The sequence below is a fragment of the Azospirillum sp. Marseille-Q6669 genome, assembly GCF_965111635.1.
The window spans coordinates 1,001,752-1,016,936 of the sequence record NZ_CBCOOP010000002.1 but is presented as its reverse complement, the minus strand read 5'-3'; the positions used below and the strand labels follow the sequence as shown (position 1 = coordinate 1,016,936).

Annotated in this window: 15 protein-coding genes and 1 tRNA gene; 9 read left to right on the top strand and 7 right to left on the bottom strand. The window is 69.9% G+C overall.

Translation table 11 applies throughout. The features are described 5' to 3' along the window. The 5 genes from tolQ (at window position 1) to pal (ending at window position 4,376) form a co-directional block, all read left to right on the top strand. Entirely contained in the window at window positions 1-723 is a 723-nt protein-coding gene (tolQ, locus tag ACWPXE_RS16070) for a protein TolQ (protein ID WP_149163363.1), read from the top strand. 1 nt (window position 724) lies between these two features. Next, window positions 725-1,207 (top strand): protein TolR, encoded by a 483-nt coding sequence (gene tolR / locus ACWPXE_RS16065; protein ID WP_014240514.1) that lies wholly within the window; start codon window positions 725-727, stop codon window positions 1,205-1,207. Between the two features lie 28 nt (window positions 1,208-1,235). Further along, a complete protein-coding gene (locus tag ACWPXE_RS16060; RefSeq protein WP_454018628.1) occupies window positions 1,236-2,396 on the top strand; it encodes a hypothetical protein in 1,161 nt (386 codons plus the stop codon). A 2-nt stretch (window positions 2,397-2,398) separates the two neighbouring features. Further along, the gene (tolB, locus tag ACWPXE_RS16055) at window positions 2,399-3,751 is read left to right on the top strand and encodes a Tol-Pal system beta propeller repeat protein TolB (RefSeq protein WP_094307343.1); all 1,353 of its coding nucleotides are present in this window, start codon (window positions 2,399-2,401) and stop codon (window positions 3,749-3,751) included. Between the two features lie 148 nt (window positions 3,752-3,899). Further along, complete coding sequence (pal, locus tag ACWPXE_RS16050) at window positions 3,900-4,376, top strand: peptidoglycan-associated lipoprotein Pal (protein WP_149163366.1); 477 nt, start codon at window positions 3,900-3,902, stop codon at window positions 4,374-4,376. Window positions 4,377-4,573: 197 nt separating this feature from the next. Here pal and ACWPXE_RS16045 read toward each other — a convergent pair. The 6 genes from ACWPXE_RS16045 to ACWPXE_RS16020 all read right to left on the bottom strand — a co-directional run bounded on the left by ACWPXE_RS16045 (window position 4,574) and on the right by ACWPXE_RS16020 (window position 11,002). Further along, window positions 4,574-4,648 (bottom strand) — tRNA-Thr (locus ACWPXE_RS16045). A 162-nt stretch (window positions 4,649-4,810) separates the two neighbouring features. Continuing rightward, window positions 4,811-6,796 carry a polysaccharide biosynthesis protein gene (locus ACWPXE_RS16040; RefSeq protein WP_454018627.1) on the bottom strand — a complete coding sequence of 662 codons (1,986 nt, stop codon included), beginning with the start codon at window positions 6,794-6,796 and terminating at the stop codon, window positions 4,811-4,813. 70 nt (window positions 6,797-6,866) lie between these two features. Continuing rightward, on the bottom strand, window positions 6,867-7,820 hold the full coding sequence (locus ACWPXE_RS16035; RefSeq protein ID WP_454018626.1) for an NAD-dependent epimerase/dehydratase family protein: 954 nt from the start codon (window positions 7,818-7,820) through the stop codon (window positions 6,867-6,869). Then, the gene (locus ACWPXE_RS16030) at window positions 7,820-8,821 is read right to left on the bottom strand and encodes an MraY family glycosyltransferase (protein ID WP_454018625.1); all 1,002 of its coding nucleotides are present in this window, start codon (window positions 8,819-8,821) and stop codon (window positions 7,820-7,822) included. Before ACWPXE_RS16030 ends, ACWPXE_RS16035 begins: the two co-directional genes overlap by 1 nt. After that, window positions 8,818-10,008 (bottom strand): glycosyltransferase family 4 protein, encoded by a 1,191-nt coding sequence (locus ACWPXE_RS16025; protein WP_454018624.1) that lies wholly within the window; start codon window positions 10,006-10,008, stop codon window positions 8,818-8,820. The genes ACWPXE_RS16030 and ACWPXE_RS16025 overlap by 4 nt, the downstream gene beginning before the upstream one ends. A 10-nt stretch (window positions 10,009-10,018) precedes the next feature. After that, window positions 10,019-11,002, bottom strand: coding sequence for an SDR family NAD(P)-dependent oxidoreductase (locus ACWPXE_RS16020; RefSeq protein WP_454018623.1), 984 nt, complete (start codon window positions 11,000-11,002; stop codon window positions 10,019-10,021). Window positions 11,003-11,188: 186 nt separating this feature from the next. On the opposite strand from ACWPXE_RS16020, the gene ACWPXE_RS16015 reads away from it, so the two are divergent. The 4 genes from ACWPXE_RS16015 (at window position 11,189) to ACWPXE_RS16000 (ending at window position 14,678) form a co-directional block, all read left to right on the top strand. Further along, the gene (locus tag ACWPXE_RS16015) at window positions 11,189-11,527 is read left to right on the top strand and encodes a hypothetical protein (RefSeq protein WP_149163371.1); all 339 of its coding nucleotides are present in this window, start codon (window positions 11,189-11,191) and stop codon (window positions 11,525-11,527) included. Window positions 11,528-11,544: 17 nt separating this feature from the next. Then, complete coding sequence (gene asnB, locus ACWPXE_RS16010; RefSeq protein ID WP_454018622.1) at window positions 11,545-13,512, top strand: asparagine synthase (glutamine-hydrolyzing); 1,968 nt, start codon at window positions 11,545-11,547, stop codon at window positions 13,510-13,512. Continuing rightward, window positions 13,509-13,655, top strand: a complete 147-nt coding sequence (locus ACWPXE_RS16005; RefSeq protein WP_200485387.1) for a hypothetical protein — start codon at window positions 13,509-13,511, stop codon at window positions 13,653-13,655. Before asnB ends, ACWPXE_RS16005 begins: the two co-directional genes overlap by 4 nt. A gap of 93 nt (window positions 13,656-13,748) precedes the next feature. Then, window positions 13,749-14,678 carry a DMT family transporter gene (locus tag ACWPXE_RS16000; protein ID WP_454018621.1) on the top strand — a complete coding sequence of 310 codons (930 nt, stop codon included), beginning with the start codon at window positions 13,749-13,751 and terminating at the stop codon, window positions 14,676-14,678. Here ACWPXE_RS16000 and ACWPXE_RS15995 read toward each other — a convergent pair. Further along, complete coding sequence (locus tag ACWPXE_RS15995; protein WP_454018620.1) at window positions 14,647-15,126, bottom strand: GNAT family N-acetyltransferase; 480 nt, start codon at window positions 15,124-15,126, stop codon at window positions 14,647-14,649. The genes ACWPXE_RS16000 and ACWPXE_RS15995 overlap by 32 nt on opposite strands. Between the last annotated feature and the right edge of the window lie 59 nt (window positions 15,127-15,185).

The window sequence follows — 15,185 nt, the reverse complement described above, 5'->3', positions numbered from 1 at the left end:
ATGGATCTGAATTCCGCCCAGGTGGTCGGGGCCGCGGCGAAGGCTCACGACATCACGATGTGGGGCCTGTTCTGGCAGGCCGACCTGATCGTCAAGGTCGTGATGCTGATGCTGCTGGTTGCCTCGGTGTGGTGCTGGGCCATCATCATCGAGAAGCTGATGCGCATCCGCCGCCTGAACGCGCAGGCGGACGCCTTCGAGGAAAGCTTCTGGTCCGGCGGCTCGCTGGACGCGCTGTACGACCGCATCGGCCAGAATCCGACCGATCCGATGTCGGCGACCTTCGCCGCCGGCATGCGCGAGTGGCGCCACGCCGCCGACCGCGGCATCGGCTCGATGAAGGGCTCGCTGCAGCAGCGGGTCGAGCGCGTCATGTCGGTGACCATCGGGCGCGAGATGCTGCGCGCCGAGCGCTACATGACCTTCCTGGCGTCGGTCGGTTCGACGGCGCCCTTCATCGGCCTGTTCGGCACGGTGTGGGGCATCATGAACTCCTTCACCTCCATCGCCGCGTCGGGCAACACCAGCCTCGCCGTCGTCGCCCCCGGCATCGCCGAGGCGCTGTTCGCCACGGCGCTGGGTCTCGTGGCCGCCATTCCCGCCGTGATCTCGTACAACAAGTTCACCACCGACCTCGGCCGCTACGCCGATCGGCTGGAGACCTTCTCGGGCGAGTTCTCGGCGATCCTGTCGCGCCACCTCGAGGAGCGGGGAGCCGCCTGACATGGGAGCCCAGCTCGCAGGAAAGGGCGGCCACGGACGGGGCCGCCGCCGCGGATACCGCGCGATGGCCGACATCAACATGACGCCCTTCATCGACGTCATGCTGGTGCTGCTGATCGTCTTCATGGTCGCGGCACCGCTGCTGACCGTCGGCGTGCCGGTGGATCTGCCGAAGACCAACGCCGCCCCGCTGGAGGCGCAGAAGGACCCGCTGTTCGTGACTGTCCAGTCCGACGGCCGGGTCTATGTGCAGGAGACGGCGGTGGAGACGGCCAACATGGTGCCGCTGCTGATCGCCGTGACCAACAACAACCCAGACGCCCGCATCCTGGTGCGCGGCGACGCGAAGATCGCCTACGGCAAGATGCTGGAGGTGATGGGCACCATGAGCGCCGCCGGCTTCAAGAAGGTCGGGCTGGTCGCCGAGATGCCCAGCGGGCCGGGCGCCACCGGGCCGCGCGTCGGCGGCTCGGCGCAGCGCTGAGACGCCACGGCGAGTTGAAGGCTGACCCATGCGCAAACCCCTGATCGCCTCGGCAACGCTGCACGTCGCGCTGGTCGCGCTGTTCGTGCTCGGCATGCCGCCCAGCGATCGCAAGCTGGACATCCCCGAGTCCATCCCGATCGAGATCGTGGACATGGGCGAGGTGACCCAGGCCGCGCGCGTCGACAAGGGCGAGCCCAGACCGTCGGCGCCCAAGCCGCCGGTTCCCGAGGCCAAGCCGAGTCCGCCGGCCCCCGCGCCACCGGAACCGGCCAGCGAGCCCCCGCCCCCGCCGCCGCCGCCCCGGCCCGAGCCGAAGGTTCCGGAGCCGCCCAAGGTCGCCCAGGTGACGCCGCCCCCGGCGCGCGAACCGCCGCCGCCGCCCAAGCCGGCGCCACCCCCGCCGCCGCCCGATCCGGAGCCGGCGCCGGTGGTCAAGCCGCCCGAGCCCAAGCCGGAACCGAAGCCGCAGCCTCCGAAGCCGGAGCCGCCCAAACCGGAACCGCCGAAGCCTGAGCCTCCCAAGCCCGAGCCCCCGAAGCCGGAGCCGAAGAAGCCCGAGCCGCCGAAGCCGGAACCGGCCAAACCGGAACCGCCCAAGCCCGAGCCCAAGAAGCCCGAGCCGGCCAAGCCGGAGACGCCGAAGGCCGAGCCCAAGAAGCCGGAGAAGCCGCCGGAGAAGACCGACGCGCTGGCCGACCTTCTGAAGAACGTTCAGAAGAACGCCCCGGCCAAGCCGGCGGCCTCCGAGAGCAAGGCCGACGCCAAGCCGACCCAGAACGCCGCCGCGTCGGCGTCGCCCTCGGCGGCGCCCTCAGGGGCGGCCAAGGCGGTGAACGGACCCGACAAGCCGTTCAAGCCGTCGGGCCGCGCCATCGACGGCATCCGCGGCGCGGTGAGCAAGAACTGGAACTTCGACCCGGGCCGCAAGGACGCCGGGAACATGCAGGTGGAGATCATCGTTGAGCTGGGTCGCGACGGTTCGGTCCTCAACGCGACGATCAACGAGAGGTACCGCTCCCGCTACATGTCGGACGCGGCCTTCCGGGCATCGGCCGACGCTGCGCTGCGCGCGGTGAAGCGGGCCAGCCCCCTGCCCATCAGCGAGTTTTCCGGCGACTTCACGCCCGCCCGGTATGAAGAGTGGCGTTACTTCGTGTTCAATTTCGACCCGAGGGACATGTTCTGACGATGACGAAGAAGACGAGGCTCCTGCTGAAGGCCGCCGGTTGCGCCGGCGCCCTGCTGCTCGCCCTCGGCGTCGCGGCGCCCGCCCCGGCCCGCGCCGAGGTGCGAATCGACATCACCAAGGGCGTGGTCGAGCCGCTGCCGATCGCCATCACCAGCTTCGCCGGTGCCGGCGGGCGCGAGGCGCAGGTCGGCTCGGACATCTCCAAGGTGGTCGCCGCCGATCTGGAGCGGTCGGGCCTGTTCCGTCCGCTCGACCCCAAGGGCTTCCTGCAGACACCCGACCAGCTCCGCTCCGGCGAGCCGCGCTACCAGGACTGGCGCGCCGTCGGCGCCCAGGCGCTGGTCGCCGGCAACACCACCGCCATGGGCGACGGCCGCATGAAGGTCGACTTCCGCCTGTGGGACGTCGCCGCCGGCCAATACATGCAGGGGCTGAGCTACACCGCGACCGCCGACAGCTGGCGCCGCATCGCCCACATCGTCGCCGACGCCATCTACAAGCGGCTGACCGGCGAAGAGGGCTATTTCGACACGCGCATCGTCTATGTGGCCGAATCCGGCCCGGCCAACGCGCGCAAGAAGCAGCTCGCCATCATGGACCAGGACGGTGAGAACCATCAGTTCCTGACCGATGGCAAGAACCTCGTCCTGACGCCGCGCTTCTCGCCGGCGACCCAGGAAATCACGTACATGTCGTACTTCAACAAGAAGCCGCGCGTGTACCTGTTCAACATCGACAGCGGCCGCCAGGAAGTCCTCGGCGACTTCGTCGGCATGACCTTCGCCCCGCGCTTTTCGCCGGACGGCAACAAGGTCATCATGAGCATGGCGCAGAACGGCAACACCGACATCTACGCCCTGGACCTGCGCACCCGCCGCCAGACCCAGCTCACCGATTCGCCGGGCATCGACACCGGCCCCAGCTACTCGCCGGACGGCCAGCGCATCGTCTTCGAGTCGGACCGCGGCGGCAGCCAGCAGCTCTACATCATGAACGCGGACGGCTCGGGTCCGAAGCGCCTGACCTTCGGCGAGGGCCGCTACGGCACGCCGGTGTGGTCGCCGCGCGGCGACCTGATCGCCTTCACCCGCCAGCGTGGCAGCAACTTCGCTCTGGGCGTGATCCGTCCGGACGGCACCGGCGAGCGCATCCTGACCGAGTCGTTCCACGTGGAAGGCCCGACCTGGGCGCCGAACGGCCGCGTGCTGAGCTTCTTCCGCGATGTTCCGGCCGGGGACGGCCGCGGGCGAAGCGCGAAGCTCTACACCATCGACGTGACGGGCGCAAACGAACGCCGTGTGATCACTCCGCTCGACGGCTCCGATCCCGCATGGTCGCCCTTGATTCCCTAGTGGAGTAGCCCTATTTTGCGCGCGCAAGAACGACGCTCAAGACGAAGGCCGGAAGTCGGTACTTCCGTCGGGGTCTGGCGGAAGTCGGCGGCGTTCTTTCTCCACAATCCGGTCAAAACATCTCGTGTCGCTTAGGGGGTCATTTAACATGCGTATCAAGTATCTGAGCCTGATCGCGGCCGTCGCTCTGGTTGCCGCTTGCGAAACCGCTCCGAAGGATGCCGGCAACGCCAACGCCACTGGCGCCGCCACGTCCAGCCAGATCCGCCCGGGCTCGCAGGAAGACCTGGTCGTCAACGTCGGCGACCGCGTGTTCTTCGGTCTCGACCGCTACGACCTGGCTCCGGAGGCTCGCGCCACCCTGGACCGTCAGGCTTCCTGGCTGAAGCAGTACCCGAACGTCACCGTGACCGTCGAAGGCCACGCTGACGAGCGCGGCACCCGCGAGTACAACCTCGCCCTGGGTGAGCGTCGCGCCAACTCGGTGAAGAACTACCTCGTCGCCGGCGGCATCAACGCCTCGCGCGTCAAGGTCATCTCCTACGGCAAGGAGAAGCCGGCGGTCCTCGGCTCGAACGAGGCCTCCTGGGCGCAGAACCGCCGTGGCGTGACCGTCGTCGACTAACGACGGCGCCCGTCCGGGTTCCAAGGGAAACGCCGCTCCGGAGCAATCCGGAGCGGCGTTTTTCTTTCGGGACGACGGGGAGGGTTTAGGGAGGGGGCAAGGTCCAGATCCATCGCTGAATGCAGAACGCAAAAAGCCACGCAAGCCGGCCAACGGCTGCGCTTCAGCGTTCTCAAAGAAACAACGAAGGGGGAGGATGGTGCTGCCAGAGAGGATTGAACTCTCGACCTCTCCCTTACCAAGGGAGTGCTCTACCACTGAGCTACGGCAGCGCCGGGACGGTGTTGCTGGCCGGGAAGAACTTGCGGCCAACCGACGAAGTGGCGCGGGTTATGCCATAGGCTTTGCGCCGATGCAAGCGATGAAGTGCCTTTCCGGAAAAGAAAAATGGGCGGGGAAATCCCCGCCCATGGTCACGTCCGTTTCCCGGTCGATCAGTCGGAGCCGCCCTGGTTCAGCGCCCCGGCCTCACCGCCCGCCGCGGCGTTGCCGAAGGCGCTCGGCGGCGGCAGGACGGCCTCTGCGCGGAAATCGGGGACGATGTTGGACAGGATCGTCATCACCCGTTCGGCGTCACCGGCCCGCGCGGCCGTTTCCAGCTCGCCCAGCGCCCGGTTGATGAGGGCATAGTCGATCACGCGGGGCGAGGCGAGGAACACGCCATCGGCCTCCGTGCGCGTCGGAGCCTCGGTCGAGGTCAGGATCTCCTCGAACAGCTTCTCGCCGGGGCGCAGGCCGGTGAACTCGATCTTGATGTCGTGGCCGGGCCGGTAGCCGGCCAGCCGGATCATCTGCCGGGCGAGGTCGACGATCTTCACCGGTTCGCCCATGTCGAGCACCAGCACCTTGCCGCGCTCCTCCAGGCGGGCCACGCCGTGGGCAGAGGCCTGGAGCACCAGTTCCACCGCCTCGCGCACCGTCATGAAGTAACGGCGCATGTCGGGGTGGGTGACGGTCAGCGGGCCGCCCTTGGCGAGCTGGCGGGTGAACAGCGGCACCACCGACCCGCTGGAGCCCAGAACGTTGCCGAAGCGGACCGTCATGTAGCGGGTCGCCGTCTCGCCGCCGTCGCGCGGCGGCAGCATGTCGAGCGCCTGGCAGTAGCATTCGGCAAAGCGCTTGGTGGCGCCCATCACGCTGGTCGGGCGGATCGCCTTGTCGGTGGACACCAGGACCATGGCCTGACAGCCGTTGGCCCGCGCCGCGTCGGCGACGTTGCGGGTGCCGATGACGTTGGTCAGCGCGCCTTCCGCCGGGTTGGCCTCCACCAGCGGCACATGCTTCAGCGCCGCGGCGTGGAAGACCATGTGTGGGCGCTGCGTCTGGAACAGGCGGAAGATGCGGTCGCGGTCGCGGACGTCGGCGATCACCGCCTGGAGCGCCAGGGCGGGGAAGCGCTCCCGCACCTCCATCTCGATGCTGTAGAGGTTGAACTCCCCGGCATCGACGAGGGTCAGCGTCTCCGGCTGGAGGGCGGCGATCTGGCGGACCAGTTCGCTGCCGATGGTGCCGCCCGCTCCGGTGACGACGACGCGCCGTCCGGTGACGAGGCTGGCGATGGCGCCGCGGTCGAGAACCGCCTGGGGGCGGCCGAGAAGGTCCTCCAGCGCGATCGGGCGCACCTCGATCTTGCCTTCCCCGAGCGCCGATTTGAACTCGGTCAGGCTGGGCAGCCGGGCCATGGACAGGCCGAGGGACTCCGCCTGCTCCAGCAGGTCGCGCAGCACGGTGCCGGGCACGTCGGCCTGACCCTTGGCGACGATCAGGCGCTGCGGGCGGTCGCCGCGCTGCGCCAGGTCCTCGACCACGCGGGGCAGGTCGTCGGGGCCGCCCAGGACGGGCACGCCGCGGATGGCGTGGCCGATGCGCCGGTTCTTGTCATCCAGCAGGCCGACCACGCGGTAGGCGGCGCCGGCGTTCTGGTCCAGCGAGCGGATGAACAGTTCCGCCGCGTCGCTGACGCCCAGCAGGAGCACCGGAATGCGCGGCACACCGCCCGCTTCCCGATCGTGGAGGCCGAGACGGCGGTCCTTCAAAAGGCGGTAGGCGAAGCGTGGCCCGCCCAGCAGGACGAGCTGCACGAACCACAGGATCACCGGCAGGGAGCGCGGCAGGGCCTCCAGCCGGGTCAGCAGGAACATGACCGCCAGGAAGCAGAGCACGACCATCGTGACCGCACGCAGGAGCTGCGCCAGATCAGGGACGGAGGCGTAGCGCCAGATGCCGCGGTACAGGCCCGAGAAGCGGAACACCACCGCCGCGATCAGCACCAGTATGGGCAGCCCCGTCAGCAGCGGGTCACTGTATTCCTGGAACGCTTGCTCGCCCACGCGCAGATACAAAGCCACGACCAGGGCAGCGGCCGTCATCGTCAGATCGTGCAGGTAGACGAGGGACGCCCGCGGAGACGGGATACGCATGCGCTTTACCTTAGACTATCGCTTCGCCGGGGCACTCCCTTTCGGGGAATCCCAGGCCCATCCTGGCCGTTCAGCCGCGCACAGCTTTGAACCATTCGGCGGTCAGGCGCAAGCCGTACGCGGGGTAGCAGGGCGGGCGCCAGTTCAGCGCGCGGCGGATGGCCCCGTCGTCGATCACCAGCGAGCCGGCGACGCGGTCCAGCATGGCCTCCCGCCGGGCCAGCCGCGCGGCCAGCGCCAATAGGGACGGCGGCACGGGCAGAAGACGCGCGGGCTTGCCCAACGCCTCGGCAATGGCTCGCACCAGTTCCGCCGTGGACATCGGTCGTCCGTCATGGACCAGGAACCGCCCGCCCGCCGCCTGCGGGTGGGTCAGGCACTCCTGGATGGCGTCGGCGAGATTGCCCACGAAGATCAGGCTGCGCCGGTTTTCCAGGGCGCCCAACGGCAAGGGGATGCCGCGGTCCACCGCCTGCATCAGCCGCAGGAAGTTGCCGCCCACGCCGGGGCCGTAGACCAGCGGCGGACGGATCACCACGGCCTCCAGCCCGGTGCGGGCCGAGATCTCCGCCAGTGCCCGTTCAGCCTCCAGCTTGGAGATGCCGTAGGGGGAATGGGGATCGGGCTCCGTCTCCTCGCTCAGCTCGTCGGGGCGGCTCTCGTCGGCCAGCGCCTTGACGCTGCTGAGATAGACCATCCGCTTGACGCCTGCGGCGGCGGCGGCCTCGGCCAGCACGCGGGTGCCGGCGGTGTTGACGCGACGGAAGGCGGCCAGCGGGTCGGACTCTCGGTCGCGCATGACGTGGACGCGGGCGGCCAGATGGACCACCGTGTCCATGCCCTGGAGCACGTTGCCCCAGGCGGTGGCGGGGCCGATATCGGTAATGGTGACGGTATCCGCTGCCTGTGGAACCGGGACGTCAGGGCGGCGCACCACGGCGCGCACGCTGTGCCCGCGCTCCACCAGCAGGGGGATGACCGTCCGCGCGACGAAACCGGTGGCCCCGGTGACCAGGACGCGCATCACGCCGCCGCCTGCACGGGCCGCGCCAGCAGGGCCAGCAGCAGCACGACCGCCGCGGCCCCTGCCGGCAACACCGTCCAGCCGAGCGCCAGCGACGCCACAGCCAGCAGCAGCAGCGTGGCGTTCAGCGCCAGGACCAGCCGAACCACTTGGGCGTGGTTGCGCCCGCGCTGGGTGGCCTTCTGATAGAAATGCTCGCGGTGGGCCTGCCAGACCTTCTTGCCCTCGGCCAGACGGCGCAGCAGGGTGATGGTGGCGTCGGCCAGGAAATAGGCGGGGATGAGCAGCGCCGCCACCCACAGCCCAGACGCCGCCAGGACGAGCAGCAGCCAGCCCAGCGTGAAGCCCAGCGGCACGCTGCCGACATCGCCCATGAAGAGCTTGGCGGGGTGCCAGTTCCACACCAGGAAGCCCAGCGCCGCACCCGCCGCGGCCAGCCCGTAGAAGGCCAGCGCCGGGTCGAGCGCGCCGAGCGCGGAGACCAGCGCCAGCCCGGCGCCGATGGACGCCGCCTCGCTGCCGGCCAGCCCGTCGATGCCGTCCATGAAGTTGAACAGGTTCACGAACCACAGCCAGCCGACCGCGGCCACCAGCCGGTCCGCCCAGAAGGGCAGAAGCCCCTGGAAAACCAGCCCGTCTCCGGGAAGCGCGGTCAGCCCCGCGATCACCGCGGCGATCTGGGCGAGGAAGCGCGGTGCCGGACCCAGCCCGCGCCGGTCGTCCATCCAGGACACCGTCATCAGCGCCACCGTTCCGACGAGGATGGGCAGTGCCCGCAGCGGATGGTCCGCCGTCATCGCGATAAGCGTCCAGACGGGCAGCAGCGTCAGCATGACACCCCAGCCGCCGCCGCGCGGCGTCGGAATGGAATGGCTGGAGCGGTCGTTCGGGTGGTCGAGGATCGCCTTGCGCCGCAGGTAGGCGAGCACGCGCCCGGTGAACAGCCAGGACAGCGCGAAGCTGCCGGCCAGGGCGAGGAATAGGGCCAGGGGGCCGCTCATGATGCCTCCGCGACCGGGGCCGTGCCGGGCTGGGTAGACGCCAGCAGCCGATGGTACAGCTCGACCGTCTTCGCGCCCACCCGGTCGGACGCCATGTCGGATTCGACCAGACGCCGGCTGGCGGCGCCGAAGCGCCGGCGCAGAGAAGCGTCGCGCACCAGAACCTCCAGCGCGTCGGCCAGGGCCGCGGCGTCGTCGGGTGGGACGAGCAGGGCGTTCCCGCCGGCGTGCGCCACCTCGCGGCAGCCCGGCACGTCGGTGGCGACGATGGCCCGCCCGCAGGCCGCGGCCTCCAGCAGGCTCTTCGGCAGCCCCTCGCGGCGGGAGGCCAGCACGGCGATGTGGCAACGTGCCCAGACCTGCCGCACGTCAGCGCTGTGGCCGGGCAGTTCGACGCCGGGCAGGGCGGCCCAGCGGTCCAACTCGGCCTGCGTCACGGAGGTCGGGTTTTCCGGATCGGGCGTGCCGGCCAGCAGGAGCCGGACGTCCAGCCCCTTGGCCCGCAGCCTCTGCTGCGCCTCGACCAGCGGACCGACCCCCTTGTCGGCCAGCAGACGGGCGACGCAGCCCACCGTCACCGGCGGCTCCGGCGGCTCGGGAAGCACCTGATAATGGGCGGTGTCGACGCCGGAGCCGCGGATGATCCAGGCGCGCTCGTCGGGCAGCAACCCGGCGGCCACCAGCGTCTGCCGGTCGTCCTCGTTCTGCAGGATGGTCAGGCTGTTCGGGCGCTTCAGCACGGTGCGCAGCAGCGGGCGGGCAGCGGCCCCGGCGAGGCGGGACTTCAGCCCGCCGGTGCCGAGGAAGGCGGAGCCCAGCCCGGTCAGCGCGTTCACCACCGCCGGCACCCCGGCCAGTCCGGCGGCCAGCCCGCCCAGCAGCACCGGCTTCATGGCGACGTGGTGGACCAGATCCGGTGCCTCCCGCCGGTACAGCGCGGCGATCTCCGCCACAGCGGACAGGGCGCCCGCCGGGTTGATGCTGCGGCGCTGCCAGGACAGGGGAAGCACGCGGAAGCCCTCCGCCTCGATGCGGGGGCCGTGCTTGTCGACGCGGGTGGCGACGGCGACTTCGAACCCGGCCTCGCGGGCGGCGCGGGCCATGGGCAGGCGGTGGGACCAGAAGTACCAGTCCTCCGTCACCAGATAGATCAGCTTGCGGCCGGCGCTTGTGGATCGGGTGCTCACGGGACGGGCCTCAGGCAATGCCGTGATAGTCCTTGTACCAAGCGATGAAGCGGGGCAGGCCGACGTCGATCGGCGTCTTCGGCTCATAGCCCAGGTCGCGGCGGCTCGCCTCGATGTCGGCGGTGGTTTCCGGCACGTCGCCCATCTGCAACGGCTCCATGATCTTCACCGCCTCGCGGCCCAGCGATTCCTCGATGATGCCGATGAAGCGCATCAGGTCCTCGGTGCGGTTGTTGCCGAGGTTGTAGACGGTGTGCGGCGCGCCGTTGGCGTCGGGTTTGGCCGGACGGTCCAGCGTAGCCAGGACACCCGCCGCGATGTCCTCGACAAAGGTGAAGTCGCGCTTCATCCGCCCCTCGTTGAAGACGCGGATCGGGCGGCCCGCCATGATCGCGTCGGCGAACAGGTAGGCGGCCATGTCCGGACGTCCCCAGGGGCCGTAGACGGTAAAGAAGCGCAAGCCTGTCGCCGGGAACTTGTAGAGGTGGCAGTAGGCGTAGGTCATCATCTCCGCCGCCTTCTTGGTGGCGGCGTAGATGGACATCGGGGAGTCGACGCGGTCCTCCACCGAGAAGGGCATCTTCTTGTTGGCGCCGTAGACGGAGGAGGTGGAGGCGTAGACGAAATGCTTCAGCTTCGGCATGCGCCGGGCGGCTTCCAGCATCGCCACCTGCCCGGTGACGTTGGCGTCCACATAGGCGTAGGGGTTCTCCAGCGAATAGCGCACGCCGGCCTGGGCGGCCAGATGCACGACGCCGGTCGCCTCGGCGAAATCGGGGTCCAGCGCCTCGATGGCGGCGCGGTCGGACACGTCGGCCTTGACGAAGCGGAAGCCGGGGCGGGCGGCGAGGCGGGCCAGCCTGGCTTCCTTCAGCGCCACGGAGTAGTAGTCGTTGAGGTTGTCGATCCCCAACACCGTCTCGCCGCGATCCAGCAGGGCCGCCGCGACGTGCGAGCCGATGAAGCCGGCCGCGCCGGTGACCACGATCGTCATATCCACCATCCTTGACGGGCCTGCGCCGGCCAAACGCTTGTCTCAAAGGTAACGCGCGTCAACAGCCCGTCTTATGCCCGACCCGGGGACCGGACGCCAGTCCGCAAAAATCCTCCGCCGCTTGACAGCCGCCGGGCGCACCCGATCTACTGCCGCAACCTTAATCACGTTGCCGAGCCGGACTCCATGCCGCCGAAAAAGAATCCCGCGAACCTCAACCCGCTGCAGCTCAAGACGCTGACCCTCCTTCAGGAACTCGCCCGTCTGGAGCAGAAGCCGGTCGAGGGCGAGGAAGGGGCCTTCCAGGTCACCAACCTGCCGCACGCCCATGGCAACCACTTCCATCTGGGCAGCGCGGTCGTCGCCTCCCGCGACGCCACCGGCCTGACCAACGAGGCCGTCTGGACCATCCTCGAGCGCAAGGGCATGCTGCGCCGCGATCCCGGTTACGGTGTCGTGACCGCCGAGGGCATGGCCTACGAGACGGGTCTGCGCGACAGCATCCTGCACCGGTCCGACCACTAAGGGCGAGGGCGCGCGCCGTGTGCGGCATCTGCGGCTTCCTGGCCGGCCCGGCCCTCGAGTCCGGGCTTGAGGCCACAGCACGGCGCATGGCCGACACCATCGCCCACCGCGGCCCCGACGGGGACGGCGTATGGGCCGATGGGGAGGCCGGGATCGCGCTCGGCCACCGGCGGCTCGCCATCGTGGAGCTGTCGCCGCTGGGCCGCCAGCCAATGGAATCGGCGGACGGGCGTTGGGTTATCGTCTACAACGGCGAGATCTACAATTTCCAGAACCTGCGGGCGGAACTCGAAGCCGCCGGCCACCGGTTCCGCGGCCACTCCGACACCGAGGTGTTGCTGGAGGGCTGCGCCGCCTGGGGAGTCGAGCGCACTGTGCGCCGCCTGGTCGGCATCTTCGCCTTCGCCCTGTGGGACCGCCGCGAGCGCACGCTCTTTCTGGTGCGCGACCATCTGGGGGTGAAGCCGCTCTACTGGGCGCGGATGGGCGGGACGCTGCTGTTCGGCTCCCAGCCCAAGGCGTTGCGCGGCCATCCGGCCTTCACGGCGGCGATCGACCGCGACGCGCTGTCCGCCTATCTCCGTTTCAGCTACGTCCCGGCGCCGCACAGCATTTATCAGGGCGTCCACAAGCTGGAGCCGGGCAGCATCCTGACCGTCCGTCCGGGGCGCGAACCCGAGCGCAGCGTCTATTGGGACGCCGGCGACGCGGCACGGGCCGGCATTGCCGACCGGCTGTCGCTGTCCGACGCCGAGGCGACGGACGCGCTGGAATCGCTGCTCAAGGACGCCATCGGGCGGCAGATGATGGCCGATGTGCCGCTGGGCGCCTTCCTGTCCGGCGGGATCGACAGTTCCACCGTCGTCGCGCTGATGCAGGCGCAGAGCGCGCGGCCGGTGCGCACCTTCACCATCGGGTTCGGCGAGGACGGCTACGACGAGGCGGTGCACGCCCGTGCGGTCGCCGCCCATCTCGGCACCGAGCATACCGAGCTTCGGGTGGAGGCCAGCCACGCGCTGGAGGTCATCCCCAAGCTGGCCGACTGGTACGACGAGCCCTTCGCCGACAGCTCGCAGATCCCGACGCTGCTGGTGTCGGAGATGACCCGGCGCTCCGTCACCGTGGCGCTGTCCGGCGATGGCGGGGACGAGCTGTTCGCCGGCTACAACCGCTATCTCACGGCGCCCGCCCTGTGGCGGCGCATGGCGTCGCTGCCCGCCGGGCTGCGACGGGGCGCCGCCGGGCTGATCCGCGCCGTCCGGCCGGCGGGGTGGGACGCCCTGGCCGGGCTGATCCCCGAGGGGCGGCGCCCGCGCCAGACCGGCGACAAGCTGCACAAGCTGGCCGGGGTGCTGGACGCCGCCGGACCGGACGCCATCTACCGCCGTCTGGTCAGCCAGTGGCAGGACCCCGATGCGCTGGTCCGCGGCGGGCGGGAGCCGCATGGCCCGGCCTGGGACGGCGGGCTGGTGGCGGGCATCCCCGATTTCGTCGAGCGGATGCAGCATCTCGACAGCGTCACCTATCTGCCGGACGACATCCTGGCGAAGGTGGACCGCGCCAGCATGGGCGTGTCGCTGGAGGCCCGCGTGCCGCTGCTCGACCATCGGGTAGTGGAGTTCGCCTGGCGCGTGCCGCAAGCGCAGAAGCTGCGCGACGGCAAGGGCAAGTGGCTGCTGCGCCAGGTGCTCTACCGCCATGTCCCGCCGGCCCTGGTGGAGCGGCCCAAGGCCGGCTTCGCCATTCCGCTGGACGGCTGGCTGCGCGGCCCGCTGCGCGACTGGGCGGAGGATTTGCTGGACGAGGGGCGGCTGCGCCGGGAAGGCTTCCTCGATCCCGCGCCGATCCGCGCCTGCTGGGCGGAGCATCTGGCCGGGACCCGCAACAACCAGCACCGGCTCTGGAACGTGCTGATGTTCCAGGACTGGAACCGCCGCTGGGGCAGCGCCGCCGCCCCGGCCCCGCTTGCCGCGAGCGCCGCATGACGACCGACGAGACGACCAAGACACCCGCCGCCCCGCCGAAAAAGGACGACAAGCAGGATCGGCTCGCTGCCCGCCTGCGGGAGAACCTGCGCAAGCGCAAGGAGCAGGCGCGCGGGCGGGAGAAGGACGGCCAGCCGGGCTGACCGTCACAAGCCGATGACGCATTTGCCGCATCGGCGCGGTGAGGCGCGCACGCTATCGTTGCCGCCGATCCGGAACAGGGCTGGGCAGGGTTTATGGCGGTTGATCCGGCGCAGGGGCGCCTGTGGGGCTATGGCTGCATCGTCGCCTCCGCCCTGCTGTTCGGCGTGGCCGGTACGGCGGCCAAGATGATGTTCGTCGCCTCCATGCCGCCGCTGGTCATGATCGCGGTGCGCGCCATGGTGTCCGCCGCCGTGCTGGCCCTGATCATGCTGGCGCTCGGTCGTCCGATCCGGGTGCGGCGGGCGGACCTGCCGTTCCTGGGGGAGCTGGCGGTCTGGCTGACGCTGGTCAACCTGACCTTCTTCTACGCCATCGCCCTGACCAACGTGGCGCTGGCGCTGATGCTGGAATACACCGCGCCCATGCTGATCGTGGCCGCCGGGCTGCTGCTCGGCACCCACCGGATGAACCGGGCGGTCGCGCTGATCCTGGTGGGCAACGCCGCCGGCTGTTTCCTGCTGGTCGGCGCCTACGACCCGGCCCTGTGGTCGGGCAACGCGCTGGGGGCGGCGGTGGGCATGCTCTGCGCCGTGTGCTTCGCCGCCTACAACGTCCGCTGCGCCCATGGCCACCGGCGGGGGCTGGACAGTTGGTCGATGACCTTCTGGCCCTTCTTCCTGTCGGCGCTGTTCTGGCTGCTCGCCACCCCGGCCATCGACTATGCGGCGGTCGAGGTGACCTGGGAGATGGTGGGCTTCGTGCTGTTCATCGGCGTCTTCGGCACGGTCGCGCCCTACTGGCTCTATCTGGAGGGGCTGAAGACCATCGAGCCGTTCCCGGCGACGGTGATCGGCATGCTCGATCCCGTCTTCGCCGGGGTGACGGCCTTCCTGCTGCTGGGCGAAACCTTCGAATTGCCCCAGCTGGCCGGGATGGCGGTGGTCTGCGCGGTGATCGTCTTCCTGAAGCGCAACGAATCCGCCGTGCAGGCTATTCCCCGTCCCGCCGCAGAGCCTTCCTGAGCCAGATCTGCGTGTGCCCCGGCGGGTAGCCCTCCATCTCCGCCCACACGTCGTAGCCCTGCTTGCGGTAGAAGCCCGGCGCCTGGAAATCGTAGGTGTAGAGGCGCGACCAGCGGCAGCCGCGTTTCACCGCCTCCGCCTCCGCGGCGGCCAGCAGGCGGGCGCCGAGCCCGCCGCCGCGCCGGCCGTCATGGACCCACAGATAGTCCACGTACAGCCACTCCCAGTTCGTGTAGCCGGTCAGCCCGGCCATCAGCGCCCCGTCCGCGTCGCGAACGGTGATCATGATCTCCCGCAGGTCGTATGGGGCGGTGAAACGCTCGTTGAAGGCGCGCAGTTCGCCGTGGATCTGCTTCACCTCGTCCGGGTCGAGCCGCCCGGAGAGGGAGAGGGTCAGCCCGGCCATCATGTTGTCCTGGGTGTTGTCCCGGGCGCTGTCCTGTGTCACGCGGTCCGTCCTTTCAATTGCGGCGGGAGAAGGGCTTCCATGAGAAAAAGCCTCAATTC